The 24,821-nt window shown below is 70.7% G+C and carries 27 protein-coding genes; 14 read left to right on the top strand and 13 right to left on the bottom strand.

Translation table 11 applies throughout. The annotated features are described in order from the left end of the window. Positions 1-25: 25 nt before the first annotated feature. Complete coding sequence (locus tag ACT26F_RS11925) at positions 26-217, bottom strand: hypothetical protein (protein WP_471670761.1); 192 nt, start codon at positions 215-217, stop codon at positions 26-28. A 95-nt stretch (positions 218-312) separates the two neighbouring features. Here ACT26F_RS11925 and ACT26F_RS11920 point away from each other — a divergent pair, with 95 nt between their 5' ends. Then, a complete protein-coding gene (locus ACT26F_RS11920; protein WP_471670760.1) occupies positions 313-1,344 on the top strand; it encodes an alpha/beta hydrolase in 1,032 nt (343 codons plus the stop codon). 16 nt (positions 1,345-1,360) lie between these two features. Here ACT26F_RS11920 and mshD read toward each other — a convergent pair whose 3' ends face one another. After that, a complete protein-coding gene (gene mshD / locus ACT26F_RS11915; protein WP_471670759.1) occupies positions 1,361-2,152 on the bottom strand; it encodes a mycothiol synthase in 792 nt (263 codons plus the stop codon). 37 nt (positions 2,153-2,189) lie between these two features. Then, a complete protein-coding gene (locus ACT26F_RS11910; protein ID WP_471670758.1) occupies positions 2,190-3,617 on the bottom strand; it encodes a carboxyl transferase domain-containing protein in 1,428 nt (475 codons plus the stop codon). A 43-nt stretch (positions 3,618-3,660) separates the two neighbouring features. Here ACT26F_RS11910 and ACT26F_RS11905 point away from each other — a divergent pair, with 43 nt between their 5' ends. Next, positions 3,661-4,713 (top strand): mannose-1-phosphate guanylyltransferase, encoded by a 1,053-nt coding sequence (locus tag ACT26F_RS11905; RefSeq protein ID WP_471670757.1) that lies wholly within the window; start codon positions 3,661-3,663, stop codon positions 4,711-4,713. Positions 4,714-4,731: 18 nt separating this feature from the next. Here the strand turns inward: ACT26F_RS11905 and manA are convergent, their stop codons facing one another. Continuing rightward, positions 4,732-5,943 (bottom strand): mannose-6-phosphate isomerase, class I, encoded by a 1,212-nt coding sequence (manA, locus tag ACT26F_RS11900; RefSeq protein WP_471670756.1) that lies wholly within the window; start codon positions 5,941-5,943, stop codon positions 4,732-4,734. A 24-nt stretch (positions 5,944-5,967) separates the two neighbouring features. Between manA and ACT26F_RS11895 the strand changes: the two genes are divergently transcribed. Further along, positions 5,968-6,726: an HAD-IIB family hydrolase gene (locus tag ACT26F_RS11895; RefSeq protein ID WP_471670755.1), complete on the top strand. Its 759-nt coding sequence runs from the start codon at positions 5,968-5,970 to the stop codon at positions 6,724-6,726. Between the two features lie 8 nt (positions 6,727-6,734). On the opposite strand, the gene ACT26F_RS11890 is transcribed toward ACT26F_RS11895, so the two are convergent. Next, the gene (locus ACT26F_RS11890) at positions 6,735-7,475 is read right to left on the bottom strand and encodes a winged helix-turn-helix transcriptional regulator (RefSeq protein ID WP_471670754.1); all 741 of its coding nucleotides are present in this window, start codon (positions 7,473-7,475) and stop codon (positions 6,735-6,737) included. Positions 7,476-7,644: 169 nt separating this feature from the next. On the opposite strand from ACT26F_RS11890, the gene ACT26F_RS11885 reads away from it, so the two are divergent. From ACT26F_RS11885 to ACT26F_RS11870, 4 genes are all read left to right on the top strand, one after another. After that, positions 7,645-8,067: a TlpA family protein disulfide reductase gene (locus tag ACT26F_RS11885; RefSeq protein ID WP_471670753.1), complete on the top strand. Its 423-nt coding sequence runs from the start codon at positions 7,645-7,647 to the stop codon at positions 8,065-8,067. Positions 8,068-8,289: 222 nt separating this feature from the next. Further along, complete coding sequence (locus ACT26F_RS11880; protein WP_471670752.1) at positions 8,290-8,727, top strand: DUF4395 domain-containing protein; 438 nt, start codon at positions 8,290-8,292, stop codon at positions 8,725-8,727. A gap of 51 nt (positions 8,728-8,778) precedes the next feature. Next, a complete protein-coding gene (locus ACT26F_RS11875) occupies positions 8,779-9,627 on the top strand; it encodes a sulfurtransferase (protein WP_471670751.1) in 849 nt (282 codons plus the stop codon). A gap of 1 nt (position 9,628) precedes the next feature. After that, on the top strand, positions 9,629-9,925 hold the full coding sequence (locus ACT26F_RS11870) for a DUF1416 domain-containing protein (RefSeq protein WP_471670750.1): 297 nt from the start codon (positions 9,629-9,631) through the stop codon (positions 9,923-9,925). 202 nt (positions 9,926-10,127) lie between these two features. Here ACT26F_RS11870 and ACT26F_RS11865 read toward each other — a convergent pair whose 3' ends face one another. The 3 genes from ACT26F_RS11865 to dtd form a co-directional block, all read right to left on the bottom strand. Then, positions 10,128-10,595 (bottom strand): adenylyltransferase/cytidyltransferase family protein, encoded by a 468-nt coding sequence (locus ACT26F_RS11865; RefSeq protein ID WP_471670748.1) that lies wholly within the window; start codon positions 10,593-10,595, stop codon positions 10,128-10,130. A 16-nt stretch (positions 10,596-10,611) separates the two neighbouring features. After that, positions 10,612-11,715: an LCP family protein gene (locus ACT26F_RS11860; RefSeq protein ID WP_471670746.1), complete on the bottom strand. Its 1,104-nt coding sequence runs from the start codon at positions 11,713-11,715 to the stop codon at positions 10,612-10,614. Positions 11,716-11,793: 78 nt separating this feature from the next. Further along, the gene (gene dtd, locus ACT26F_RS11855; RefSeq protein WP_471670744.1) at positions 11,794-12,234 is read right to left on the bottom strand and encodes a D-aminoacyl-tRNA deacylase; all 441 of its coding nucleotides are present in this window, start codon (positions 12,232-12,234) and stop codon (positions 11,794-11,796) included. 38 nt (positions 12,235-12,272) lie between these two features. Between dtd and ACT26F_RS11850 the strand changes: the two genes are divergently transcribed. The 4 genes from ACT26F_RS11850 to ACT26F_RS11835 all read left to right on the top strand — a co-directional run bounded on the left by ACT26F_RS11850 (position 12,273) and on the right by ACT26F_RS11835 (position 16,488). Beyond that, positions 12,273-12,767, top strand: a complete 495-nt coding sequence (locus tag ACT26F_RS11850; RefSeq protein WP_471670742.1) for a heme-binding beta-barrel domain-containing protein — start codon at positions 12,273-12,275, stop codon at positions 12,765-12,767. After that, a complete protein-coding gene (gene ygfZ, locus ACT26F_RS11845; RefSeq protein WP_471670740.1) occupies positions 12,760-13,689 on the top strand; it encodes a CAF17-like 4Fe-4S cluster assembly/insertion protein YgfZ in 930 nt (309 codons plus the stop codon). The genes ACT26F_RS11850 and ygfZ overlap by 8 nt, the downstream gene beginning before the upstream one ends. Then, on the top strand, positions 13,689-15,446 hold the full coding sequence (locus tag ACT26F_RS11840; RefSeq protein ID WP_471670739.1) for a DEAD/DEAH box helicase: 1,758 nt from the start codon (positions 13,689-13,691) through the stop codon (positions 15,444-15,446). Before ygfZ ends, ACT26F_RS11840 begins: the two co-directional genes overlap by 1 nt. Before the next feature lie 100 nt (positions 15,447-15,546). Then, on the top strand, positions 15,547-16,488 hold the full coding sequence (locus tag ACT26F_RS11835; RefSeq protein WP_471670738.1) for a quinone oxidoreductase family protein: 942 nt from the start codon (positions 15,547-15,549) through the stop codon (positions 16,486-16,488). A gap of 21 nt (positions 16,489-16,509) precedes the next feature. On the opposite strand, the gene ACT26F_RS11830 is transcribed toward ACT26F_RS11835, so the two are convergent. From ACT26F_RS11830 to ACT26F_RS11820, 3 genes are read right to left on the bottom strand one after another with little or no spacing between them, the layout of a single operon-like run. Then, positions 16,510-17,823 carry an endonuclease/exonuclease/phosphatase family protein gene (locus ACT26F_RS11830; protein ID WP_471670737.1) on the bottom strand — a complete coding sequence of 438 codons (1,314 nt, stop codon included), beginning with the start codon at positions 17,821-17,823 and terminating at the stop codon, positions 16,510-16,512. A gap of 55 nt (positions 17,824-17,878) precedes the next feature. After that, on the bottom strand, positions 17,879-19,393 hold the full coding sequence (locus ACT26F_RS11825; RefSeq protein WP_471670736.1) for an endonuclease/exonuclease/phosphatase family protein: 1,515 nt from the start codon (positions 19,391-19,393) through the stop codon (positions 17,879-17,881). Positions 19,394-19,402: 9 nt separating this feature from the next. After that, the gene (locus ACT26F_RS11820) at positions 19,403-20,884 is read right to left on the bottom strand and encodes an exonuclease/endonuclease/phosphatase family protein (RefSeq protein WP_471670735.1); all 1,482 of its coding nucleotides are present in this window, start codon (positions 20,882-20,884) and stop codon (positions 19,403-19,405) included. A 150-nt stretch (positions 20,885-21,034) separates the two neighbouring features. Here ACT26F_RS11820 and ACT26F_RS11815 point away from each other — a divergent pair, with 150 nt between their 5' ends. The 3 genes from ACT26F_RS11815 to ACT26F_RS11805 all read left to right on the top strand — a co-directional run bounded on the left by ACT26F_RS11815 (position 21,035) and on the right by ACT26F_RS11805 (position 22,558). Next, a complete protein-coding gene (locus ACT26F_RS11815; protein ID WP_471670734.1) occupies positions 21,035-21,406 on the top strand; it encodes a helix-turn-helix domain-containing protein in 372 nt (123 codons plus the stop codon). Then, a complete protein-coding gene (locus ACT26F_RS11810; RefSeq protein ID WP_471670733.1) occupies positions 21,403-22,239 on the top strand; it encodes a hypothetical protein in 837 nt (278 codons plus the stop codon). The genes ACT26F_RS11815 and ACT26F_RS11810 overlap by 4 nt, the downstream gene beginning before the upstream one ends. A gap of 67 nt (positions 22,240-22,306) precedes the next feature. Further along, on the top strand, positions 22,307-22,558 hold the full coding sequence (locus ACT26F_RS11805) for a DUF2516 family protein (protein ID WP_471670732.1): 252 nt from the start codon (positions 22,307-22,309) through the stop codon (positions 22,556-22,558). A 28-nt stretch (positions 22,559-22,586) separates the two neighbouring features. On the opposite strand, the gene ACT26F_RS11800 is transcribed toward ACT26F_RS11805, so the two are convergent. Continuing rightward, on the bottom strand, positions 22,587-22,889 hold the full coding sequence (locus ACT26F_RS11800) for a hypothetical protein (RefSeq protein ID WP_471670731.1): 303 nt from the start codon (positions 22,887-22,889) through the stop codon (positions 22,587-22,589). Beyond that, complete coding sequence (typA, locus tag ACT26F_RS11795; protein WP_471670730.1) at positions 22,886-24,763, bottom strand: translational GTPase TypA; 1,878 nt, start codon at positions 24,761-24,763, stop codon at positions 22,886-22,888. The genes ACT26F_RS11800 and typA overlap by 4 nt, the downstream gene beginning before the upstream one ends. Between the last annotated feature and the right edge of the window lie 58 nt (positions 24,764-24,821).

Raw genomic sequence — 24,821 nt, 5'->3', positions numbered from 1 at the left:
CACGGTCAGATGAAGCGCGGGTGAACTAGCCGATCCAGCGGGCCAGCAGGATGCCGCCGCCGATGAGCAGGGCCCAGAGCGGGATCGACAGCAGTACGAGCATCGTCATCGCGTGCCGGAAGCCCGGTGCCGCGACCGGGACCTCCCCGATCGGCGCCGAGAGGTCGGGGCCGTGGTCGGGCTCGTCGAAGTCCCTCGCGTGGGCGCTGTCCATCATTGAGGTCCCCCTCGGCCTGGAGACGGGCGTACGTTTGCCTCCATGATGCAGGACGACTTCCCCGTTCGCTCGGTAACACTGATAACTTCAGCCCCATGAGCGTCTCCGCGCGGGCGCGCCGCGCCGCCGTCGCCGCCCTCGGATCGACCCCCGCGCCGGTCAAGCGGCTCCTGTTCGGCCCGCCCGTCCGGCGTCAGGGGCTGACCCTGCACCCCGACATGCAGGCCATGCTCATGCTGATCAAGCTCGAGAATCCCGATCCGGTGAACACGCCGATCAGCCGCCAGCGGCGTCAGCTGAGCGAGGCCGACGGCCTCGTCGGGGGCCACCCGCCGATCGGCGCCGTGACCGACCGCGAGGTGCCCGGCCCGAACGGTCCGGTCCGCCTGCGGTTCTACACGCCCCAGGGCATGACCGGCCGGTCGCCGGCGCTCGTGTACCTGCACGGCGGCGGCTTCACGCTCGGCGACCTCGACAGCCACGACTCGCTGTGCCGGGTCCTGGCCGAGCGGGCGCAGGTCCGGGTCATCGCGGTCGACTACCGGCTCGCGCCCGAGCATCCGTTCCCGGCGCCGCTCGACGACTGCGTCGCGGCGTGGGAGTGGGTCGTGGAGCACGCGGCGGCCCTGGCGATCGATCCCGAGCGGATCGCGATCGGCGGTGACAGCGCCGGCGGCAACCTGGCGACGGTCGTCGCACAGGAGATGGTGCGCAGCGGCGGAGCCGGCCCGCGCTTCCAGGTGCTGATCTATCCCGTCACCGACTTCACGGAGGTCTCGGCCAGCCGCAAGGAGTTCGGCCACGGCTTCTTCCTCACGCAGGACCTGATGGACCAGTTCACCGAGGCCTACCTCGTGGGCGGTGAGGACACGTCCGATCCGCGGATCTCGCCGCTGCACGGCGACCTGCACGATCTGCCGCCCGCGATCGTCGTCACGGCCGGCTTCGATCCCCTGCGCGACGAGGGCGAGGCCTACGCCGAGGCGATGCGCGCCGCGGGGGTCCCCGTCGAGGCGGTCCGCGAGGAGGGCCTCATCCACGGCTTCGCGAACATGGTCGGCTACGGCTCGGCGGCCCCGGCCGCGGTCGCCCGGATCGCCGCGGCCCTGCAGCGCGGCCTGGTCTAACCTCGCTCGTCGGGGGTCAGGGCAGCGCGTACAGGACGTCCTTGGCCTTCTCGCGAAAGCCGAGGTTCCCGTAGACGGTGAGCGCGGGCGCGTTGTCGCCCTCGACGTACAGGTCGATCTCGTCGACGCCGGCGTCCCACAGGTGGCGCAGGCCGACGGCGGTCAGCGCCGTGCCGAGGCCGCCGCCGTGGGCGTCCGGGTCGACGCCGACGACGTAGACCTCACCGGTCGTGCCCTCGCGCTTGGTCCAGTGGAAGCCGACGACCCGGCCCGCGCGCTCGGCCACGAACAGGCCGGCGGGGTCGAACCACGCCTCGGCGCGCCGGCGGTCGAAGTCGGCCCGATCCATCGCGCCCTGCTCGGGATGGGCCGCGAACGCGCGGGCGTTGACCGCCACGACGGCGTCGGCGTCGGTGTCCTCGAAGGCGCGGATCGTGACGTCCGCGGGCGTCGCGGTGGGCGGCACGTTCCGGTCGGTGGTCGACAGGACGAGCAGGGTCCGCACGGCCCGCAGTCCCGTGGCCGCCGCCAGGGCCTGCGCGGCCGGTAGGTCGCCATGGGCCCAGAAGCGGGTCTCGCCCTCGGCGACGAGGCGGTCGAGCAGGCGGCGCCCGCGACCCTGGCGGCGGTACCGCGGGTGCACGGCGAGCTCGACGGGGGCGTCGCCGGGAGCGACCGCGCCGACCACCTCGTCGAAGAGCTCGATCCGCAGCGCCGTCCCGTCGCGCAGCGCGATGAGGCTCGCCTCGTTGAACGGCGCGACCCCGTCGGCGGCCTCGGCGGCCTCGGCCAGGTCGAGGAGGTTCACGACGCCCGCCTCACCACGTGGCGCGAGCCCTCGGCGGTCATCCGCGGCCCTGCAGTTCGCGCAGCTGCTGGGCGACCTCGGCCGCGACGGCCCGCGAGAACGCCTCGGCGTCGTCGTCCTCGTACTCGGGCACGAGGTGGTGCACGGCGCCGGAGTCGTGCAGGTCGAACGCGCTGATCCGCTGCTCGGCAGCCAGTTGGGCGGCGTGGTCGACGTCGCCGAAGACGATCGCGCTCGCGCCCTCGGGCGGCAGCGGCGACAGCCACGAGTTCTGGGCCGCGATGACCCGCGAGGCGGGCAGCAGGGCGAGGGCCCCGCCGCCGCAGCCCTGGCCCAGCAGCACGGACACGGACGGGACGCGCATCGTCGACATCGTGCTGATGCAGCGGGCGATCTCGCCGGCGATCGCGCCCTGCTCGGCCTCGGGGGACAGCTCGGCCCCCGGGGTGTCGATGAAGGAGACGAGCGGCAGGCCCAGTTCGTTCGCGAGCCGCATGCCGCGCCGGGCCTCGCGCAGCGCGCCCGGGCCCATCGGCTTGATCCGGCTCTGCGTCGTCCGGTCCTGGCCGACGACGATGCAGGGCTCGCCGTCGATCCGGGCGAGGGCGACGATCATCGCGGCGTCGCGCTCGCCGCGCTCGGTGCCCTGGAGGCGGATGATCGCGTCGGTGCCCCAGCGCAGGACCTCGCGCACGCCCGGCCGATCGGGAGTCCGCGTCGTGAGCACCGACTCCCACGTCTCGAGCTGGCGCTCCGTCGCTCCGGGGCGCCGCGAACGGGACGACTCGGCCGGCGGGTCGATCAGGATCGAGAGGGCCTTGTCGACCATCGACGGCAGCTCCTCGGGCATCACGACGGCGTCGATGATGCCGCGGTTCGCGAGGTTGTCCGAGGTCTGGATGCCGGGCGGGAAGGGCGTGCCGTTGAGCAGCTCGTAGACCTTCGGCCCGAGGAACCCGATGAGCGCTCCGGGCTCGCCGATCGTCACGTGCCCGAGCGAGCCCCACGACGCGAAGACGCCGCCGGTCGTCGGGTGCCGCAGGTAGACGAGGTAGGGCAGACCGGCCGCCTTGTGGTCCATGAGCGCGCGCGAGATGTCGATCATCCGCACGAACGCCGGGGTGCCCTCCTGCATGCGGGTGCCGCCCGACGCGGTGGTCGCCAGCACGGGGATGCCCTCGGCGGTGGCACGGCGGACGGCCCGCACGATGCGGTCGGCGGCCGCCTGGCCGATCGACCCGGCGAGGAAGCGGAACTCGTTGACCAGGACGGCCACGGGGCGTCCACGCATGAGCGCGCGGCCCGTGATGACGGACTCGTCGGTGCCGGCTCGCGCGCACGCCGCGAGCAGGTCCGTGCGGTAGGGCTCGGGCGCCGACGAGTGGTCGATCGGTTCGTCCCACGACTCCCACGAGCCGGGGTCGAGCACGAGGTCGATCAGTTCACGGGCTGTCAGGCGGGACACGGACCCCAGTATGGCGGAGGTCTTCGGCACTACAGTGACCGTCGTGCCCGCGTTCCATGCCATCGTCCCCGCCGGTGGTGCGGGGACCCGCCTGTGGCCGTTGTCGCGTCGCGACCGCCCGAAGTTCCTGCTCGACCTCGACGGCTCGGGCCGCACGCTGATCCAGCAGACGTGGGACCGGATGCTCACGCTCACGTCGGCCGAGCGCATCCATGTGGTGTCCGGGGCGGCCCACGGCGGCGCGATCGCCGCCCAGCTGCCCGAGCTGGTCAACCTGCTGCTCGAGCCCTCACCGCGCGACTCGATGCCGGCGATCGGCCTCGCCGCGGCGATCGTCGAGCGCGACGATCCCGATGCCGTCGTGGGCTCGTTCGCCGCCGACCATCGGATCCCCGACCCCGACCGGTTCGCCGAGGCCGTGCGGGAGGCGATCGAGGTCGCCGCCGCCGGCTACGTCGTCACGATCGGCGTCGCGCCGACCGAGCCGTCCACGGCCTTCGGGTACATCGCCGCGGGAGACCCGCTCGCCGACTTCGCCTCCGCGAAGGCCGTGCGCAGCTTCGTCGAGAAGCCCGACGAGGCGACGGCCCGTGACTACCTCGCGTCGGGCGACCACGTCTGGAACGCCGGGATGTTCGTGGCGCGCGCCTCGGTCCTGATGGACGCCCTCGCGCGCTTCCAGCCCGAGCTGGCCGCCGGCCTGCGCGCGATCGCCGCCGCGTGGGGGACGCCCGGATTCGTCGCCGAGCTCGGTCGTGCGTGGCCCACGCTGACGAAGATCGCGATCGACCACGCCGTGGCCGAGCCGGTCGCGGCCGAGGGCGGCATGGCCGTCGTGCCGGCCACGTTCGGCTGGGACGACCTGGGCGACTTCGCCTCGATCGCGCCGCTCGGCTCGACTCCCGGCGTGCTCTGGGTCGACGCCGACGGGGTCGTCCGCGCGGACGAGGACCTCAAGGTCGCGGTCCTGGGCCTGCGCAACGTCGCCGTGGTGCAGACCCCCGACGCCCTCCTCGTGCTCGACCTCGCGCAGTCGCAGCGCGTCAAGGAGATCGTCGCGCAGCTCACCGAGGAGGGCCGCAGCGACCTGCTCTGACTCCTCGGGTCGGGCGGCTCAGTCGAGCGCGCGCACGGGCCGATGGCCGAGCAGGTCGCTCAGCTGGGACTCGGGCGTGTTCGGGTCGGGCAGGTAGATCTGGGCGACCTCGCCGGTGCCCATGAGGGTGACCACGCCGTCGGCGGCATCGGTGTGCACCGCGTCGCCTCGACTCAACGGGATCGACTCGCCCGCCGCGTCGACCAGTTGGACGGCACCGCCGATGCACATCACGATCGAGTGGGCCGCCGCGATGAGCGGCACGCCCGCGGGATCGGCGGGCGACACCTGCGTGACGGCCAGCGCGAACTCCTCGACCGCGGGGCTGTAGACCTCGGTCGAGAAGGACGGGTAGTCCGGCTCGACCCGCGCGACCCGCGACATGCCCGCCTCGAGCGAGCGGATCAGTCCTTCGGGGTCGAGCGCCTTGCGGGTCAGCCCGGCGCGCATGACGTTGTCGGAGTTCGCCATCGCCTCGATGCACATGCCGGACAGGTGGGCGTGGATCACGCCGGTGCCCAGGAACATCGCCTCGCCCGGCTGCAGCGTGAACCGGTTCAGCAGCAGCGACACGATGATGCCGACGTCGCCGGGATGGTGCCGGGCGATCATCGCCGCGGTCGTGTAGGCGCGCTTGATGTCGACGCCGTCGTGCACGAGCGCCTTGCACTGGACCACGACGTTCGCGATCTCGCTCGCCGGCGGCGGCGCGATCAGCAGGTTCTCCAGCACGCGAACGATGCCCTTGTAGCCGGGCTTGGCGCGCAGCGTGGCCGAGGCGGCGTTCACGGCGGGGGAGTCGAGCTGCGTGAAGACGCGCAGGATCTCGGCCGTGGGCCGGAACCCGACGAGCGTGTCGAAGGTGCTGAGCGCGTAGACCATCTCGGGCTTGTGGTGCGGGTCCTTGAAGACCCGGGCGGGCGAGTGCAGGGGGATGCCCGCACGCTCCTCGCGGTCGAAGCCCTCGCGCGCCTCGGCCGTGCTCGGGTGCACCTGGATCGAGAGCGGCTGCTCGGCGGCGAGCAGCTTGAGCATGAACGGCACGTCGCCGACGACGTCCGACAGCGGCCGGAGGCCCTCGGGAGTCTCGACGCGCGAGGGGGCCAGCGGATGGGTGCCGAGCCACAGCTCGGCGACCGGCTCACCCGACCCGGAGCGACCCAGGAAGCGCGGGATGTCGCTCGTGGACCCCCAGTCGTACGCCTGGGTCATGTTGTGCAGACGACGCATGTACTCAACAGTAGACTCCCCGACGTGCCCGGACCCCGTCTCGTCGCATTCGATCTCGACGACACCCTCGCGCCCTCCAAATGCCCGATTCCCGAGCCCATCGGCGACCTGCTGATCCAGCTCGCCGAGCGGGTCGAGGTCGCGATCATCTCCGGCGGGCAGCTCGGCCAGTTCCGGTCGCAGGTCGTCGAGCAGCTCCCGCCGACCTCCGCCGACGTGCTGTCGCGCATCCACCTGCTGCCGACGTGCGGCACGCAGTACTACCGGATCTCACCGACCGGGATCGAGACGATCTACGCCCACGCGCTGACCGCCGACGAGCGCGACCGCGCGCTGGCCGCGGTTGAGCAGGAGGCGCGGCGGCTGGGCCTGTGGGAGTCGCAGACGTGGGGCGACATCCTCGAGGACCGCGGCTCCCAGATCACGTTCTCGGCGCTGGGCCAGCGCGCCCCGATCGAGGCCAAGACGGCGTGGGACCCGGACGGGTCGAGGAAGTCGGCGCTGCGCGATGCGGTGGCGGCGCAGCTGCCCGACCTCGAGGTCCGCTCCGGCGGCTCGACCTCGGTCGACATCACGCACCGCGGCATCGACAAGGCCTACGGGATGCGCCAACTGGCCGAGGCGACCGGGATCGACCTTGCCGACATGCTGTTCATCGGCGACCGGCTGGACCCGGACGGCAACGACTACCCGGTGCTCGCGCTCGGCGTCCCGTGCCACGCCGTGACGGGCTGGCCCGACACGGTGGCGTACCTGACCGAGCTCGTCCCCACCCTCGACTGAGCCGAGGATCAGGCGCGGCCGCCGATGCGCGAGCGCTCGGCCGGCTCGATGCCGACGCGCTCGCCGGCATCGCGCTTGGCGACGAAGCGGTAGCCCACGTTGCGGACCGTGCCGATGAGCGTCTCGTTGTCCGTGCCGAGCTTGGCGCGCAGGCGCCGGACGTGGACGTCGACCGTGCGGGTGCCGCCGAAGTAGTCGTAGCCCCAGACCTCCTGCAGCAGCTGCTGGCGGGTGAACACCCGGCCGGGGTGCTGGGCGAGGAACTTGAGCAGCTCGAACTCCTTGAACGTCAGGTCCAGGGAGCGGCCCTCGAGCTTGGCCGTGTAGGTGACGTCGTCGACCACGAGGCCGCTCGCGCTGATGACGTGGCTCTCGTCGTTCTGGCTCTCGCCGCCGGCGGCGACCCGGCCGATGCCGAGCCGCAGTCGGGCCTCGAGCTCGGCGGGACCGGCGGTCGTGAGGATCACGTCGTCCATGCCCCAGTCGGCCGCGGCGACGGTGAGTCCGCCCTCCGTGAGGATGAGGATGAGCGGGCACTCGATCCCCGTCGTGCGGATCACGCGGGTGAGGCTGCGCACCTGGGCCAGGTCGTGCCGACCGTCGACCAGGACCGCATCGCACGGAGGAGCGTCGATGAGCGCGCTGGCCTCCGCGGGCAGGATCTTGACGTTGTGGGGCAGCAGGGCGAGGGCGGGCAACACTTCGACGGAAGACTGGGTGCTCTTCGTCAGCAGCAGCAGGTGGGACACGGTGACTGGCCTCCTATGCACGTCGAGGCCCCGATGAACCGACCGTTCATCGAAGCCTCATTGCACGGTCGACGATACTTCATGTGACAGGGCGATGACCACAGGTGCGGCGAACGTGAGAAGCACGTCACACTCTCGTCACACGCACCGCACGCCCGAAAGGAGCACCATGACCGGCCTGTACGTCCTGCTCGTCGCCCTGGCGGCGGCGCTCGGTGTCGCGCTGTTCCTGCGCTGGAAGGACGGGCGGTTCTCGCGCCGTAGCGTCGAGGACGACGACGACCGACTGGGCCCCGACGAGCTCGGGATCGCGTTGGGAGAGCGAGCCACCCTCGTGCAGTTCTCCAGTTCGTTCTGCGCCCCGTGCCGCGCGACGCGGACGGTGCTCGGTCAGGTCGCCGGCCTCGTGCCGGGAGTGGTCACGGTCGAGATCGACGCGGAGTCCGAGCTCGAGCTCGTGCGCCGCCTCGACGTGCTGCGGACGCCGACGGTCCTCGTGCTCGACGCCGAGGGTCGGATCGTGAGCCGCGCCTCGGGGGCCCCGACGCGGGACCAGGTCCTCGTCGCGCTCGAGGCCGCCATTCCGGGCTGAATCAGCCCTCCGTCTTGCGATATGGACAGTTGTTTCAAATCGTGAGATTCTGACGGGCTTCCGGGCGATCCACCCCCTAGGCTGTCCGCATGTTCACGACACACCTGACCCGACGCCGCGCGGTGGACAACTGCCGCACGCGTTCGGCGCTGTGTCGTCTGCGCTGACCCACTCCGTCTCTTCCGACCTGTCAGCCAACCTCTCCTGCCCAGGAGCACCTCCATGTCCCACGACACCTCTGTCGATCCACGCGGCCTGCGCTTCGCCGCTGCGGTGACCGCCGTCGTGCTGGCGATCGTCCTCGTGACGCCCTCGCCGGTGCGTGAGATCGTGCTGGCCGTCCAGACCGTCGTGTTCGGCCTCGGGGCGTTCGTCTCGCTGGCCAGCTCGCCGTGGTCGTGGCTGTTCCGCACCGTCGTCCGTCCGCGTATCGGCGCGCCGGCCGAGACCGAGGACGCGCGGCCGCCGCGCTTCGCCCAGGTCGTCGGCTTCACGTTCGCCGTCGTCGGGCTCGTCGCGCTGCTGGCCGGCGCCACCACGATCGGCCTCGTCGCCGTCGGCTTCGCCTTCGTCGCCGCCCTGCTCAACGCCACCACGGGCTTCTGCTTGGGCTGCGAGCTCTACCTGACCACCCGTCGCCTCGCCAAGCAGTTGGCCTGACGGCCCGAGAAGCCTCACCCACCTCCACTTCACCACCGCAAAGGAATCCACATGAGCCGCGAGAACTCCCTCGTCACCGCCGACTGGGTCGAAGAGCACCTCAACGATCCGAAGGTCGTCCTCATCGAGGTCGACGAGGACGTCGAGGCGTACGACAAGGGCCACATCCCCGGTGCCGTCAAGGTCGACTGGAAGAAGGACCTGCAGGACGGCGTCCGCCACGACTTCATCGGCAAGGAGCGCCTCGAGGCGCTGCTGAGCGAGAAGGGCGTCTCGAACGACGACACCGTCGTCTTCTACGGCGGCAACAACAACTGGTTCGCCGCGTACGCCTACTGGTACCTGACCTACTACGGCCACGCCGACGTCCGCCTGCTCGACGGCGGCCGCAAGAAGTGGGAGCTGGACAGCCGTGAGCTGACCGACGAGGTTCCCGCCCGCGAGGCCACGACGTACGCCGCGCAGGAGCCGAACGAGGACATCCGCGCCTACCGTGACGAGGTCGTCGAGGCCATCGGCGTCAAGAACCTCATCGACGTCCGCAGCCCCGACGAGTACGCCGGTCGCCTGCTCGCCCCGGCGCACCTGCCGCAGGAGGCCGCGCAGATCGCCGGTCACATCCCGACGGCCGGCAACGTCCCGTGGAGCAAGGCCGCGAACGACGACGGCACGTTCCGCAAGGACGAGGAGCTCGTCGCGCTCTACTCCGAGGTCGGCTTCGACGAGGGCAAGGACACGATCGCCTACTGCCGCATCGGCGAGCGCAGCTCGCACACGTGGTTCGTGCTCAGCGAGATCCTCGGCCGCCCGAACGTCAAGAACTACGACGGCTCGTGGAGCGAGTACGGCTCGCTGCGCGGCGTGCCGGTCGCCCTCGGCGATGAGCGCGGGGAGGCCTGACATGTGCGGAGCGATCAAGGGCGGCCCGAGCCTCGAGGGCGTCGACGTCGCGAACCAGGCCGTGATCCAGGGCGTCGTCCTGCGTGACGACCAGCCCGTCGGCAACGCCTACGTGCGCCTGCTCGACCGCAACGGCGAGTTCACCGCCGAGGTCCCGACCTCGGCGACCGGTCAGTTCCGGTTCTTCGCCGCTCCCGGCGACTGGACGCTGCGCACCCTCGCGCCGCGTGCGGACGTCGTCGACAATCCCGTCGTCGCCGCCCGTGGCAGCGTCGCCGAGGTGGCCGTCGCAGTCTGACGCACCGACACGCCACGAGGCCGGGATCCCCACGGGGCTCCCGGCCTCGTCGCTTGTCACGGGTGATCTCGATACGCCGTCTCGCAAGCTCGCCGGCTACTCGATCACCGAGGTCGTGCTCGCCGGCTACTCGATCACCGGACTCGGTGATCGAGTAGCACGCGAGCGCAGCGAGCGGCGTATCGAGATCACCCGCGGGGCCTCAGGTCAGGTCGCGGTAGTGGTCGAGCAGGCGCGAGACGACGCCGAGCGCCTCCTGCATCTCCTCGACGTGCTGGGGGTCGAGCACGCGCAGCATCTCCTTGAGCCCGGTCGTCGAGACGCCCTTCGTGCGCGGCAGGTACTCGACGCGGCACAGGTCGGCGAGGTCGTCGAACTTGCCCGTCCAGTCGTCGCCCATGACGAACAGGTCGACGCCGTGCTCGACGATGTCGTGGCGCTTCTGCTCCCACGACTCCTCCGGCAGGACCAGGTCGACGCCCTTGATGGCGCCGACGATCTCGGCGCGGTCGGCCCACGGGACCACCGTGCTCTTGCCCTTGCCGCGGTTGAACTCGTCGGTCGAGACGCCCACGACGAGGCGGTCGCCCAGTTCGGACAGACGCTCCAGCAGCCGCAGGTGGCCGATGTGGAACAGGTCGAAGGTGCCGTAGGTCAGGACGGTGGTCACGCGGACAGCCTACGGATCAGGAGACGTCATCGGACAGGGCGTCGTCCGGGTACTTCTTGACGTACGCGGGCATCCGGTCGTTCTTCATCGCCGTGAACAGCTCGGTCATCTTGTCCTGCTGCAGCACGACGATGCTGCCGTACGTCGGATCGGTGGCCGTGCCCTGGACGGGTGCGGTCAGGAAGGTGACGTCGCCCGCGGTCACGTGGCGCAGCGAGAGCGCGAGCTTGGCCATCGCGGTGCCCGACCAGCCGTCGTCGACCGTGAGGTTCTTGGTCAGCGCGGTCACGGTCTTGGTCAGCTTCGTCGGGCTCGTCGTGACACCGGAGCTGAGCATCTTGCCCATGAGCGAGCGCATGAAGTTCTGCTGGCGCTTGATCCGGTCGAAGTCGCCGCCGATCAGGCCGTACCGGGTGCGGACGTAGGCCAGCGCCTTGTCGCCCTCGAGGGTCTGCGTGCCGGCCTCCCACTGCACGTCCTGCTTCGGGTCGTAGAAGGCCCGCGGGATCGTGACCTCGACGCCGCCGACGGCGGTGGACAGGTCCTTGAACCCGCCCCAGTCGATGATCGCGAGGTGGTCGATCGAGAGGCCGGTCAGGTGCTCGACGGTGTTGATCGTCGCGATCGGGCCGCCCTCGCTGAACGCGGCGTTGATCTTCTCGCTGTGGTCGGTCGTGTCGTCGGCGTCGTAGATCGGCACGAACGAGTCGCGCGGGATCGAGACGAGGTAGGCGTGCTTCCGGTTCTTCGGGATGTGCACGACCATCAGGGTGTCGCTGCGGTACTTGCCGACGGGCCAGTCGCCAGAGGCCGCGTCCTCGGCCAGCGTCGTGTTCTCGGCTCCCTCGACCTTCTTGCCCTTATCCGAGCCGAGCAGCAGGACGTTCAGGGCGCGACCCTCGTCGGGATCGGGCTCCTCCGTGGCCTTCGGGTCGACCGCGATCTTGTCGACGTTGTCGAGCTGGCGCTTGAGGTTCCACGCGTACGCGCCCCCGCCGACGAGCGGCAGGAGGATCGCGAGCACGACGCCCCACACGATGACGGGATGACGCTGGCGGAACGAACGACGATTGGCCGCGCGCGCACCGGGCTTGCGGTCCGCTTCGGAAGCGTCGGTCACTGATCCTGCTCTTTCGTCGTCCGGGTCAACCTGCCCAGTATGACGGCGCTGGCTGAGACCTCACTGAGGACTCGGCGGTCACGAATCCATGACGATCGTCACAGGGCCGTCGTTCACGAGGTCGACCTCCATGTGCGCTCCGAACACGCCACGGCCCACCGGGAGGCCGGCCTCGGCGACGGCCTGGCAGAAGGCCTCGTACAGCGGTTCGGCGACCGGGCCGGGGGCGGCCGCGCCCCACGACGGGCGGCGACCCTTGCGGGTGTCCGCGTACAGCGTGAACTGGCTGATCACGAGCACGCCCGCCCGCTGCCCGTTCGTCTCGACCTCGTCGACGGAGCGCTCGTCGGCCATGATCCGCAGCCGCACGATCTTCGCTGCGAGCCGCCGTGCGTCCTCGGCGGTGTCGTCGTGCGTCACGCCGAGCAGCACCATGAGCCCGGGACCGCCCGTGCTGCCGACCACCTCGCCGTCGACCCGTACCTCGGCGCGACTGACCCGCTGCACGACCGCTCGCATGGTCAGGAGCCTAGTGAGACGCCGATAGCATGGAACCCATGGCCTTCCAGATCCCCAGCGACCTGCACCCCGACTTGATGCCGGTGGCGTGGATGTTGGGCACGTGGCACGGCAACGGTCGTGGCGAGTACCCGACGATCGAGGACTTCGGTTTCGAGCAGGACGTCGCGTTCGCGCACGACGGCCGCCCCTTCCTGCACTACTTCAGCCGCACGTGGATCACCGACGACGAGGGCGAGCGGATCCGTCCGGGCGCGCTCGAGACCGGGTTCCTGCGGCCGGCCGAGGAGGGCAAGGTCGAGCTCGTGCTGGCGCATCCGACCGGCTACGCCGAGATCTGGTACGGCGACATCGACGGCGCCCGGCTGACGCTGTCCACCGACGTGGTCGCGCGCACGGTCACGGCGAAGGAGTACACCGCCGGCCAGCGCATGTACGGACTCGTCGAGGGAGCCCTGATGTACGCGTACGACATGGCGGCCGAGGGCCAGCCCATGCAGTCGCACCTGTGGGGAAAGCTCGAGCGTGTCTAGCCCCCTGCTCCAGCGCCCCGGCGCCGTGGCCGCCGACGCCCCCGACGACGGCGTCGCGGCGCACTACGGCTCGCTCCTGCCCGAGCAGCGGGTGCTGCTGTCGGGCCAGGGCTTCGTCGACCTGTCGCACCGCGACGTGTTCCGCGTGACCGGTCCGGACCGGCTGACGTGGCTGCACGCGCTCACGACGCAGTACCTCGAGGGCCTCGCGCCGGGAGTCTGGACCGACGTCCTGCTGCTGACCCCGCAGGGCCGCATCGAGCACGACTTCAGCGGCGTCGACGACGGCGAGACGTTCTGGGCGCACACCGAGCCCGGCGCCGGCGCGGCCGCCGTGGAGTTCCTCGACCGGATGCGGTTCATGTCGCGGGTCGAGGTCGCGTCCGTCGACGACCGGTTCGTCGTCGGCCGGTACGACGCCGAGCGTGGACTCGTCACCGACCTCGTCGAGGACGTGACGGCCGTGGCCGGCGAGCCCGTCGGCCTGTGGGCGTGGGAGGCGCTGCGCATCGCCGCGGGCCAGCCGCGCTTCGGCCTCGACACCGACGAGCGCACGATCCCCAACGAGGTCGGCCTGCTCGGCGGCGCCGTCCACCTCGACAAGGGCTGCTACCGCGGCCAGGAGACCGTCGCGCGCGTGCACAACCTCGGCAGGCCGCCGCGGCGGATCGTGCTGCTGCACCTCGACGGCTCGGTCGACCACCTGCCGCCGCACGGCTCCGACGTCACGCTCGACGGCACCGTCGTCGGCCAGGTCGGCACGGCCTCGCGCCACCACGAACTCGGACCCATCGCGCTGGCTCTGGTCAAGCGCAACACCCCGGTTGATGCCACGCTCCTGGCCGACGGCGTCGCCGCCGCGCAGGAGCCGATCGTCGATCCCGACGCAGGCCTGCACGTGCGGGCCGGATTGAACCTCTGATGACAGAAGCCCCCTCGGTCGAGAAGTCCTTCGACGATCTCGGTCTCGACGACGGACTCGTGCAGGCCGTCCGCAAACTCGGCTACGAGACGCCCAGCCCGATCCAGTCCCAGGCGATCCCGGCGCTGCTGAAGGGCCGCGACGTCGTGGGCCTGGCGCAGACCGGCACCGGCAAGACGGCGGCCTTCGCGCTGCCGATGGTGCAGCGGCTCGATCCGGACGCCCGCCGCGTGCAGGCGCTCGTGCTCGCCCCGACCCGCGAGCTGGCCCTGCAGGTCAGTGAGGCCATCTCCCGCTACGCGTCCGGCACGGGCCTGACCGTGCTGCCGGTCTACGGCGGACAGAACTACGGCGCCCAGCTCTCGGGCCTCAAGCGCGGCGCGCAGATCGTCGTCGGCACGCCCGGTCGCGTGATCGACCACCTCGACCGCGGCTCGCTCGACGTCTCGCAGCTGGAGATCCTCGTGCTCGACGAGGCCGACGAGATGCTCAACATGGGCTTCGCCGAGGACGTCGAGCGGATCCTGGCCGACACTCCCGAGTACAAGCAGGTCGCGCTGTTCTCCGCGACGATGCCGCCCACGATCCGCCGGCTCGCGAAGCGCTACCTGCACGATCCGCAGGACATCTCGACCCCCGAGGCGACCCGGTCGACCACGACCGTCCGCCAGCGCTGGATGCCGGTCTCGCACCACCACAAGCTCGACGCCCTGACGCGCGTGCTGGAGGTCGAGCAGGGTGACGCGATGATCATCTTCGTCCGCACGAAGCAGGGCACCGAGGACCTCGCCGAGAAGCTGCGCGGCCGCGGCTACACCGTCGCCGCACTCAACGGCGACCTCGTGCAGGCGCAGCGCGAGCGCACGGTCGCCGCCCTCAAGAGCGGTGCGATCGACATCGTGGTGGCCACCGACGTCGCCGCCCGCGGCCTCGACGTCGAGCGCATCACCCATGTCATCAACTACGACATCCCGCACGACCCCGAGGCGTACGTGCACCGGATCGGCCGCACGGGCCGCGCGGGCCGCACGGGCGACGCGATCGTGTTCATCACGCCGCGCGAGCGGCGGATGCTCGAGGCGCTCTCGCGGGTGTCGGGTCGCGACATCGAGCAGATGGCGATGCCGTCGACCGACGAGGTCAACGCGCGCCGCGGCGACCGGTTCGCCGACTCGATCACGACCGCGATGGGCGACACCCAGTTCCACGTGTACCGCGAGCTCGTCGAGCAGTACGCGCGCGAGCACGAGGTCGACATGACCGACGTGGCCGCGGCGCTCGCCGCGATGGGCCAGGACGACAAGGAGTTCTTCCTGCGTCCCGACCCGCCCCAGGAGAAGCGCCCGCCGCGCGAGCCGCGTGAGCAGCGCGAGCGCACGCCGCGGCCGTCCTCGGAGGGCATGGCGATGTACCGGCTGGCGGTCGGCAAGCGCCACAAGATCCGCCCGGCGATGGTGGTCGGGGCTCTGGCCAACGAGGGCGGCCTGAAGCGGTCCGACTTCGGCAAGATCACGATCGGCATCGACCACACGCTCGTCGAACTTCCGGCCGACCTGCCGGAGGAGGTGTTCGACCAGTTGGCCGGCACCCGCATCTCGGGCCGCCGGATCGACCTGCGACCCGACTCGGGCCGCCCCGGCGGCGGCGACGATCGTCCGTACCGCTCCGGTCCGAAGAAGCCGCACCGGAAGGGCCCGAAGGCCGCCGGCGCGCCCAGCGCGGACGGCAAGAAGCCGCGCCACAAGAAGACGCCGTAGCCGCAGGACGCGTCACTAGCACGGCGTGGGGTTCGGCGGACCGTGTCTCGCCCCGCACACCCCGTCGGGTGACGATTCGGCCCTGCGCCAGACTTGGGCCATGGCGCGCTATGTGACGTACGGCAAGACCGGCGGACCCGAGGTCCTCGAGATCAGCGAGGGCCCCGTCCCCTCGCCTGCGGAGGGCGAGGTCCTCGTCGAGGTGAGGGCGGCCGGCGTGAACCCGATCGACTGGAAGCTGCGGAGCGGGTTCCGGCCCGGTCCGGCGATCGAGGAGCCCCGACGCACGGGCTTCGACGGCGCGGGCGTCGTCGCGGAGGTCGGCCCCGGCGTGGACGGCTGGACGGTCGGTGACGAGGTCGTCGTGCAGAACACGCTCGGCACGTACGCGACCCACGTCCTGGCCTCGGCGAAGAGCCTGGTGGCCAAGCCCGCGGACGTCGACTTCGAGGTCGCGGCCGCCCTGGGCATCCCCGTGTCGACGGCCTACCAGGCGCTCGGCACCCTCGGGGTGACCGACGGCGATCGCCTCATCGTGCACGGCGGCTCCGGTGGCGTGGGCCAGGCCGCGATCCAGTTGGCGCGCGGCCGCGGCGCCCACGTCGTCGCGACGGCGAGCGAGCGCAACCACGACCGCCTGCGCGAGCTGGGCGCCGTCCCCGTCACGTACGGCCCGGGACTGCTCGATCGGCTGCGCGAGGCGTCACCCGAGGGCTACACCGTCGCGCTCGACGGAGCCGGGACGGACGAGGCGCTCGACACGAGCCTCGAGCTGGTCGGTCGTCACCGGATCGGCACGATCGTCGTCGGCGCGAAGTGGCACGGCCTCGGCCTGCAGGCGTGGGGAGGTGGCTCGCCCGAGCCGCTCACCCCGGAGCAGCAGGTCCTGCGCGACGAGGCGGTCGCGGCAGTGCTGCCGCTCGTCGCCGCCGGCGAGTTCGACGTCGAGATCGCCAAGATCCTGCCGTTGGACCAGGCGGTCGAGGCCCACCGACTCAGTGAGAGCGGCGAGGTGCGCGGCAAGATCGTCCTGGTCCCCTGAGCGGGGCCGGGCCGGCGCCCGTCAGGAGACCTGGAGCCTGACCAGGATCGGGTGGTGGTCCGACGGCAGGGGAGTGACGTAGCGGCCGCCGGACATCGCGCCGACGTTCGCCCACGACAGGACCCGGGTGCGTGAGGCGCGGGCCCAGACCTTGTCGACGTGGTCGCCCCACGTCACGCCGATCACGGGATCGCGCCACCGCCAGTCCGGATTGCCGGTGTTGTAGTGCTGGCCGGTGACCGACCGTGCCTGCTCGTACGTGTCGTAGAAGCCGTACTTGCGCAGTTCGTTCTCGACGACGGCGTGGTTCGAGCGGCTGCGGTTCGTGTTGAAGTCGCCGACGAACACCACCGGGACGGTGCTACGACTGATCTTCAGGCCGGTCACCTCGCGCCACGACGCCATCTGGTCGTCGAGCTGCTCGAAGATCGTGCGCATCTGGGTGGCGCGGGTGCGGGCGTTCGAGTTGGAGTTGCCGGTGAGCAGGTGCACCGACACGAACACGACGACCTGGCCCGAGGCGTCCTTGCGGCGCAGCAGCGCCCACGGCGCCTCCTTGCTGGACGTCGAGATGCGACCGTTGACCTGCTCGGGGACCGTGATGGCCTCACTCGGCTCGCACGGCTCCTCGCCGGGGTACGTCGGCTCGCCCGTCACCGGGCAGTCGCGGGCGGGCTCGAGGACCCAGTCCTCGATGACGGGCTCGTAGACGTCGGTGTTGTAGAACAGCCGGTCGTTGTTGCCCTCGGGCACCTGCGTGTAGCCGGGGATTGTCGTCGACCAGCGGCTGGCCTCCTGCACCGCGAGGATGTCCGGACGCAGGGCCAGGACGCGGTCGACGACCAGCGGCTGGCGTCCGCTCCACGGCTTGGTCGTGCAGGCGTTGGAGCACACGTTGTAGCTCATCACCGAGATCGCCGGGTTCCTGGCGCTGCTGAGCGCGGGCGACGCGGCGATCGTCACGCGCGCGACCCGGTTGGAGCGGGCGCCGACCTTCCTGCCGTTCACGGCGCGCACCTGGAACCAGTAGGTGCGGTTCCGCCCGAGCTTCTTGATCGTCGCGGCCGTGCCCTTGACGGTGACCGTCGCCCTCGACTTCCGCGCGACGCCGGACTTCGTGCGGGAGACGAAGACCTGGTACTTCACGGCGCGCTTGGCTCGCGGCCACGCGAGCTTGACGGTGGCGTAGTTCTTGCCTCCCGACGTGTAGACGGCACCGCCGGTGATCGAGACGAGGCCGACCTTGGCCGGCCGCGAGGCTGCCTCGGCAGGCGCGCTGATCAGGGAAGCGCCGAGCATCGCGGAGACGACGGCGATCAGCAGGCGAAAGCGCATGGGGGGCAGCCTAATGCGCTCCCGTCACATGCGTCACGCCTTCCAGCCGGTGGGATCAGCTGATCGGGCCGGGATTGGGGTCCTCGGTGGGCAGCGTGGAGGGGACCTTCACGACCGGGCTGGGCTTCGCGGTCTCGACCGGCTCCCGCTCGAGCGAGATCGTCGCGCTGATCATGTTGTGGTCCGAGAGCCACGTGCCGACGTAGGTCGATCCGGACAGGGTGACCCACTGCTTCCAGAACGGGACCAACACGTCGTCGGAGACGTACACGTGGTCGACGTGGTCGTGCGAGTAGATGGCCTTGTTGCCGCTGCGGCTGCCGGTGTTCACGTCGGCGTTCTCGGACTCCTCGGCGACCTCGACCGAGTCGGAGAACCCGCTGCCGCGCACGATCGGGCCGACCGTGTCGCCGCCGCGGTGGCGGCCGGTGTTGAAGTCGCCGGCCAGCACGACGGGATCGTCGGTCGTGTTCGTCGCGTCGAGCCGGGCCAGGATCGAGCGGATCTGCGTCCCGCGCGTGGAGTTGGACTTCGAGCCCTTCCCGGTCTGCAGGTGCAGGCTCACGACGTAGAACGTGCGCTCGGTCTCCAGGTCCCGGAACCGGGCCCAGCTGGCGCCGTAGTGACCCACCGACCACGTGCCTCCGGCGAGCTGCTCGAACTTCTCGGACCGGTAGAACAGGTAGCGCGACTGGGATCCGCCCGCGGCGGTGACGAAGCCCTTCGGCCCGCCGCTGTAGACGGCCTTCGTGGTGGCGCCGACGCGGACGCCGCCGGCCTCCTGGACCGCCATGATGTCGACGGTCGACGCCTGCACCTGGGCGGCCTGCTTGGGAGCGCGGCCCCCATATCCCGAGCACGCCTCGGAGCAGATGTTCCACGAGCCGACCGTGACCTCCGAGGCCGCCGGCGGGGTGGTGACCTTGACCGGGGGGCCGAACTCGCTCACGCCGGCCTCGCCGACGGCGCGGACGCTCACCCAGTACGTCGTGTCCGGCTTGAGTCGGTCGGTGGAGAACGACGTGCCGCCCGTCGTCAGTCGCTTCGCGGTGGCGGGCAGGGCGTCCTTCTTGCGCGACACGGCGACGTCGTACGTCGTGGCGTAGTCGGCGGGCTTCCAGCGCACGACAGCCGACTTCGGCTCGGAGTCCTTGACCTTGGGCTTCGCGGGCACGGCGGGCAGCAGCGTGACCGTGCCCTCGACGGCCTGCTCGGTCTTGCCGTCGTCGACCGCCTCGACGCGGTAGGCGACCTTGCCCTTCGGGTCGGCGGCCTTCGGGGCGGCCAGCACGGCCTGCGGCTCGCGCGTGACGACCGTGGTCGCGGGGTTGTCCAGATCGTCGCCGAGGCTGACGCGGTACTCGTCCGACGAGCCGGTCCACGTGAGCGCGACCTCGTGGTTCTCGGCGTCGACGGAGACCAGCTCCAGCTGGGGCTGCTGTGCGCCGACGAAGGCGACGACGGGTCCGTTGCCGCGACCGTCGGTCGTGGCGGCGAGGGCCCCGGCGGCGATGGTCAGCACGAGGCCCGCGCCGAGCAGGCGAGGGAGACGGAGCCGACCGGGGAGCACGGGAGGATTCTACGGGGTCCCGATGAGCAGCTTCGCGACGACCGGATTGTGATCGGAGGGGAACGGCGTCGTGTACTCGCGGCCGGTCTCGGTCGTGGTGAGGTGCGCGAGCATCGCCCACGACGTGACCCTTACGCCCGTCGCCGGGACGTAGATCGCGTCGACGTGGTCGCCGTTGGCCTTGGGCACCTTGATGCCCTGGTTCGCGCTGTTCAGATCGGCGTTCACGGTGCTCTCGGTCAGCTCGAGCGAGTTGTGCACGCCGATCCGCGAGAAGCGCAGCGCCGGTGCGTCGTAGCCGCCCGGGTACGTCGACTGGTTCGCGTTCGACTTGTTGGAGTTCCAGTCGCCGGCCCAGATCACCGGGACTCGCTGGGTGTTCAGCGCCTCGATGCGCGCGATGAGCCGGCGCACCTGGGTGTCGCGCCGCTGGTCGAGCGTCGCCCCCTTGTAGGGCTCGAGGTGCGCGTCGACGACGAAGAACGTCGTGCCGGTCCGGCGGTCGCGCAACCGGCTCCACGCGGCGTAGCGCTTGGTCTCGGAGTCGAGTGTCATCCAGCCGTTGGCCAGGGCCGAGAACCTCGAGGACCGGTAGAAGATCGCGCGGGCGCTCTTGTAGCCGCCCTTGCTGAAGCCGGGCAGCTGGGTCTGGAAGCCCGTCGAGGTGGCGGACTCCTGGGTGACGACGATGTCCGGTACCGCCGAGCGCACGAGGGCGCCGGCGAGCGGCTTGCGCGTCGTCCACACGGGAACGTTGGTGAGGAACCACGTGCCGCTCGTGGAGGTGCGGCAGCGGTTCTCACCGCACAGGTTGTACGTCACGACGGTCGCGGGCACGGGCACCTGCGCGAGCCTCGTCGTCGAGGTCCGGCCCCAGCGGCCCTTGATGTGGTCGTTGAGCCCGCGGACGCGCACGTAGTACGTGGTGCCGCCGTCGAGTCCCGTGAACCGCCACGTGCGCGCGGACGTCGTCCCGTCGCGCACGACGGAACGGAACGAGCTGTCGGTGGCCAGTTGGACCTGGTACCGGCCGGCGTTGGTGACCTTGGCCCACTGGTACGTCAGGTACCAGCCGGCTCCTGCCGTGACGGCGTTGGGCGTTCCCGTGCCGACGGCCAGGTTGGCCTTCCTCCAGCCGGTGACCGCCGAGCGCGAGCCGCGGTACGAGCGGATCCGGTAGACGTAGTCGGTGCCTGCCGTGGGCTTGAGCCGCCGGAACGTCACGCCGGCGGAGCGGGTCCGCGTGAAGCGTGTGCAGCGCTTGGCGTGGACCGACGACTTGATGCAGACCGAGAACCGCGACGCGTGCGCCGGCCGCTTCCAGCGGATCGCGAGGGTCGACGTGGTCGCGGAGTGCTTGGTCTTCTTCAGGACGACCTTGCCGGGACGCGGGGCGGCCTCGGCGGCCGTGGGCGTGGCGCAGACCAGGGCGGTCACGAGGAGTGCCAGCACCGGCGCGACGAGCGCGCGACGCAGTGTTGCGGCAGACATGATCGAGAGCCTTCTGGTCGGGGAAGTGCGCTGCCCGAGAGCGCGATCCAGTCCGAAAAGGCTAACCGAGGAGGGCGATTTCGGGAACCGTCGCTGTCGGGCGCATCACAGTTGCTTGCATTTGCTAACTCTTGCAAGCACGATGGAGCCATGGGAAAGCTGAGCATGCCGGGCGCCGTGGGAGGCCTCGGCGACTACCTGCGTGAGCAGCGGACCCAAGCGCAGATGTCGTTGCGACAGCTGGCCGAGCTCGCGGATGTCTCCAATCCGTACCTCAGCCAGATCGAGCGCGGCTTGCGCAAGCCGTCCGCCGAGGTGCTGCAGCAGATTGCGAAGGCACTGAGGATCTCGGCCGAATCGCTCTACGTCAGGGCAGGCATCCTCGATGCCGAGTCCGGCGGGATGCCGATGGTCGAGGACGCCATCGACCGCGATCCGCGGTTGACCGCACGCCAGAAGACGGCGCTGCGGGACATCTACCGTTCGTTCGTCGGAACCGCAGACCTCGAGGAGAACTCATGAGCATCACCGACACCATCAACGCCCAACTCAAGTCCGTCCTGGACGACATCCGCGCCCTGCCCGCCTCGGTCAAGGGCTTCGACGTCGCCGGCCTGCAGAAGAAGGCCGAGACCCTCGCGCAGACCGCGCTCGGCTCCGCCACCGCCGCCTACGCCGACCTCGCCAAGAAGAGCGACGACCTCGTCGCGAAGGCCAAGGGCATCACGGTCGACGACGTCAAGACCGCCGCCGAGGACTTCGCCTCGCGCGCCGAGGCGTTCGTCGGCGAGCTGCGCGGCAAGGTCTCCGACGTCAAGGTCGACGACCTCAAGAGCGCCGTCGACGACTTCCGCGAGAAGGCTGACGACCTCGTCGGCGACCTCAAGGACAAGGCCGAGGAGCTCATCGACGAGCTGACCGCCAAGGCCGAGGACCTCACCGGCAAGGCCGCCGAGGCCGTCGAGGAGGCCACCGAGGGCGTCACTGCCGCCGCTGCCTCCTTCGCGAGCTCGGCCAAGATCCGCGAGGCCACCTCGCCGGCCAAGAAGACCCCGGCGAAGAAGACGCCGGCCGCCAAGACGACCGCCGCCAAGAAGACGACGGCTGCCAAGACGACCGCCGCCAAGAAGGCGCCGGCCAAGAAGACGACCGCGACGAAGGCCCCGGCCGCCAAGAAGACGACGGCTGCCAAGTCCACGACGGCCGCCAAGGCGACCACCGCCAAGAAGGCGCCGGCGAAGAAGGCCCCGGCCACCAAGGCGCCGGCCAAGAAGACGACCGCGACGAAGGCCCCGGCCGCCAAGAAGGCGACGCCCGCCGCCACGGAGACCCCCGCCAAGAAGGCCACCTCCTGACGAGCGTCAACCAGTAGTTACACGACGGGCACCACGCGACAGTGGTGCCCGTCGTAGTCTTCTGGCCATGTTCCTCGTGACGCAGGCGATCTGGCTGGCCTTGCTCTGCACCAAGGTCTTCGCCCTGTTCGACTGCATCCGCAGGAAGCAGTACGACTTCGAGATGGCCGACACGCTGCCCAAGAACATCTGGCTGCTGATCCTGGGGCTCGCCGTCTTCATCGACGTGATCTGGCACAACCCGATTGGCCTGCTGCCCCTGCTCGGAACGCTCGGCGCCTTCGTCTACCTCGCCCAGCTGCGCGGCTCCGGCTACTGAGCCCGGAGGCGCGGGGTGAGACCGCTGGTCAGCGGGGACGGGCGGGGTGCAGCCAGCGGGTGAGGATCATCCGCAGGTCGGCGTCGTCGCACTCGGCGTTCGCGCCGGTCGTGAGGTGGTGGCGCAGGTGGCCGTGGCCGGCCAGCAGGCCGACGATCCAGCGCGCCGTGTCCGGCACGCGCAGTTCGGAGTCGATCGTGCGCTCGGCCTGACCGCGGGCCACGAGTTCCTCGAGCGAGGCCGGGGCGGGCAGGTGGGCGCGGCCGGCCGCCACGTGGTCGACGAGCGTCATGAGCTCGTCCCACGCGGCGCCGGCTGGCCCGTCGGTCACTTGCGTCCGCGGGCGGCGCGGGCGCGGAGGCCCTGGTCCAGGACGACCTTGCGGATGCGCACGGCGGTCGGGGTGACCTCGACGCACTCGTCCTCGCGGCAGAACTCCAGGCACTGCTCGAGCGACAGCTTCTTCGGCGGGATGACCTTCTCGAAGTTGTCGGACGTCGCCGAGCGGATGTTGGTCTGCTTCTTCTCCTTGGTGATGTTGACGTCCATGTCGTCATCACGGGAGTTCTCGCCGACGATCATGCCCTCGTAGACCTCGGTGGCCGGGTCGACGAACAGGACGCCGCGCTCCTGCAGGTTGGTCATCGCGAACGACGTCACCGCACCGGCGCGGTCGGCCACGAGCGAACCGGACGGGCGGGTCGAGATCTCGCCGAACCACGGCTCGTAGCCGTCGGAGATGTGGTGCGCGATGCCGGTGCCGCGGGTGTCGGTCAGGAACTCCGTGCGGAAGCCGATCAGGCCACGGGCGGGGACCAGGAACTCCATGCGGACCCAGCCGGTGCCGTGGTTGATCATCTGCTCCATGCGGCCCTTGCGGACGGCCAACAGCTGCGTGATCGTGCCGAGGTACTCCTCGGGCGCGTCGATCGTGAGGCGCTCGGTGGGCTCGTGCAGCTTGCCGTCGATCTGCTTCGTGACGACCTGCGGCTTGCCGACGGTCAGCTCGTAGCCCTCGCGGCGCATCTGCTCGACGAGGATCGCCAGCGCCAGCTCGCCGCGGCCCTGCACCTCCCATGCGTCGGGACGATCGGTGGGCAGCACGCGGATCGAGACGTTGCCGATCAGCTCGGCGTCGAGGCGGTCCTTGACGAGGCGCGCGGTGACCTTGGTGCCCTTCTCGCGACCGGCGAGCGGCGAGGTGTTGGTGCCGATGGTCATCGAGATCGCGGGCTCGTCGACGTGGATGAGCGGCAGCGCGACGGGGTTCTCCGGATCGGCGAGCGTCTCGCCGATGTTGATGTCGGGGAAGCCCGCGACGGCGACGATGTCGCCGGGGCCGGCGGACTCGCCGGGCTTGCGCTCGAGCGCCTCGGTGACGAGCAACTCGGTGACCTTGACGTTCTGGACCGAGCCGTCGCGCTTCATCCACGCGACCTGCTGGCCCTTCTTGAGGGTGCCCTCCTCGACACGGACGAGCGCGAGGCGGCCCAGGAACGGCGAGGAGTCGAGGTTGGTGACGTGCGCCTGCAGCGGCGCGCCCTCGGTGAACTCGGGGGCCGGGACGTGCTCCATGATCGTCTGGAACAGCGGGATCAGGGTGTCCTCGTCGGGCAGTCCACCGTCGGCCGGCTGCACGAGCGAGGCGCGTCCGGCCTTGGCCGACGCGAAGACGACGGGGAAGTCGAGGGCGTCGTCGGCGGCGTCCTCGGGCAGCAGGTCCATGAACAGGTCGTACGTCTCGTCGACGACCTCGCTGATGCGGGCGTCGGGACGGTCGACCTTGTTGACCACGAGGATGACCGGCATCTTCGCGGCGAGCGCCTTGCGCAGCACGAAGCGGGTCTGGGGCAGCGGGCCCTCGGACGCGTCGACCAGCAGGACGACAGCGTCGACCATCGACAGGCCGCGCTCGACCTCGCCACCGAAGTCGGCGTGGCCGGGGGTGTCGATGATGTTGATCGTGACGGTCTTGCCGTCGATGTCCTCGGTGCCGGGTCCGGAGTACTTGACCGCGGTGTTCTTCGCGAGGATGGTGATGCCCTTCTCGCGCTCGAGGTCACCGGAGTCCATGACCCGGTCGGTCACTTCCTGGTGCTCGGCGTAGGCGCCCTGCTGCTGGAGCATGGCGTCGACGAGGGTGGTCTTGCCATGGTCGACGTGGGCGACGATGGCGACATTGCGGAGATCAGCGCGAGTGGGCACCCGATCAATGTTACGGCAGTGTTCGCAGGCCTTTGACCACGTGAGGCCCACGTCACGA

This window comes from Aeromicrobium sp. SP1 (genome assembly GCF_055663785.1).
This window is presented reverse-complemented; position numbering and strand designations above follow the sequence as displayed.

Coding starts and splice junctions, on each gene's coding strand:
- ACT26F_RS11920 (WP_471670760.1), top strand. CDS start 313: ATGAGCGTCTCCGCGCGGGCGCGCCGCGCCGCCGTCGCCGCCCTCGGA.
- ACT26F_RS11820 (WP_471670735.1), bottom strand. CDS start 20,884: ATGTCTGCCGCAACACTGCGTCGCGCGCTCGTCGCGCCGGTGCTGGCA.
- ACT26F_RS11870 (WP_471670750.1), top strand. CDS start 9,629: ATGTGCGGAGCGATCAAGGGCGGCCCGAGCCTCGAGGGCGTCGACGTC.
- ACT26F_RS11850 (WP_471670742.1), top strand. CDS start 12,273: ATGGCCTTCCAGATCCCCAGCGACCTGCACCCCGACTTGATGCCGGTG.
- ACT26F_RS11835 (WP_471670738.1), top strand. CDS start 15,547: ATGGCGCGCTATGTGACGTACGGCAAGACCGGCGGACCCGAGGTCCTC.
- dtd (WP_471670744.1), bottom strand. CDS start 12,234: ATGCGAGCGGTCGTGCAGCGGGTCAGTCGCGCCGAGGTACGGGTCGAC.
- ACT26F_RS11815 (WP_471670734.1), top strand. CDS start 21,035: ATGGGAAAGCTGAGCATGCCGGGCGCCGTGGGAGGCCTCGGCGACTAC.
- ACT26F_RS11880 (WP_471670752.1), top strand. CDS start 8,290: ATGTCCCACGACACCTCTGTCGATCCACGCGGCCTGCGCTTCGCCGCT.
- ACT26F_RS11840 (WP_471670739.1), top strand. CDS start 13,689: ATGACAGAAGCCCCCTCGGTCGAGAAGTCCTTCGACGATCTCGGTCTC.
- manA (WP_471670756.1), bottom strand. CDS start 5,943: ATGCGTCGTCTGCACAACATGACCCAGGCGTACGACTGGGGGTCCACG.
- ACT26F_RS11810 (WP_471670733.1), top strand. CDS start 21,403: ATGAGCATCACCGACACCATCAACGCCCAACTCAAGTCCGTCCTGGAC.
- ACT26F_RS11875 (WP_471670751.1), top strand. CDS start 8,779: ATGAGCCGCGAGAACTCCCTCGTCACCGCCGACTGGGTCGAAGAGCAC.
- ACT26F_RS11830 (WP_471670737.1), bottom strand. CDS start 17,823: ATGCGCTTTCGCCTGCTGATCGCCGTCGTCTCCGCGATGCTCGGCGCT.
- ACT26F_RS11925 (WP_471670761.1), bottom strand. CDS start 217: ATGATGGACAGCGCCCACGCGAGGGACTTCGACGAGCCCGACCACGGC.
- ACT26F_RS11885 (WP_471670753.1), top strand. CDS start 7,645: ATGACCGGCCTGTACGTCCTGCTCGTCGCCCTGGCGGCGGCGCTCGGT.
- ACT26F_RS11805 (WP_471670732.1), top strand. CDS start 22,307: ATGTTCCTCGTGACGCAGGCGATCTGGCTGGCCTTGCTCTGCACCAAG.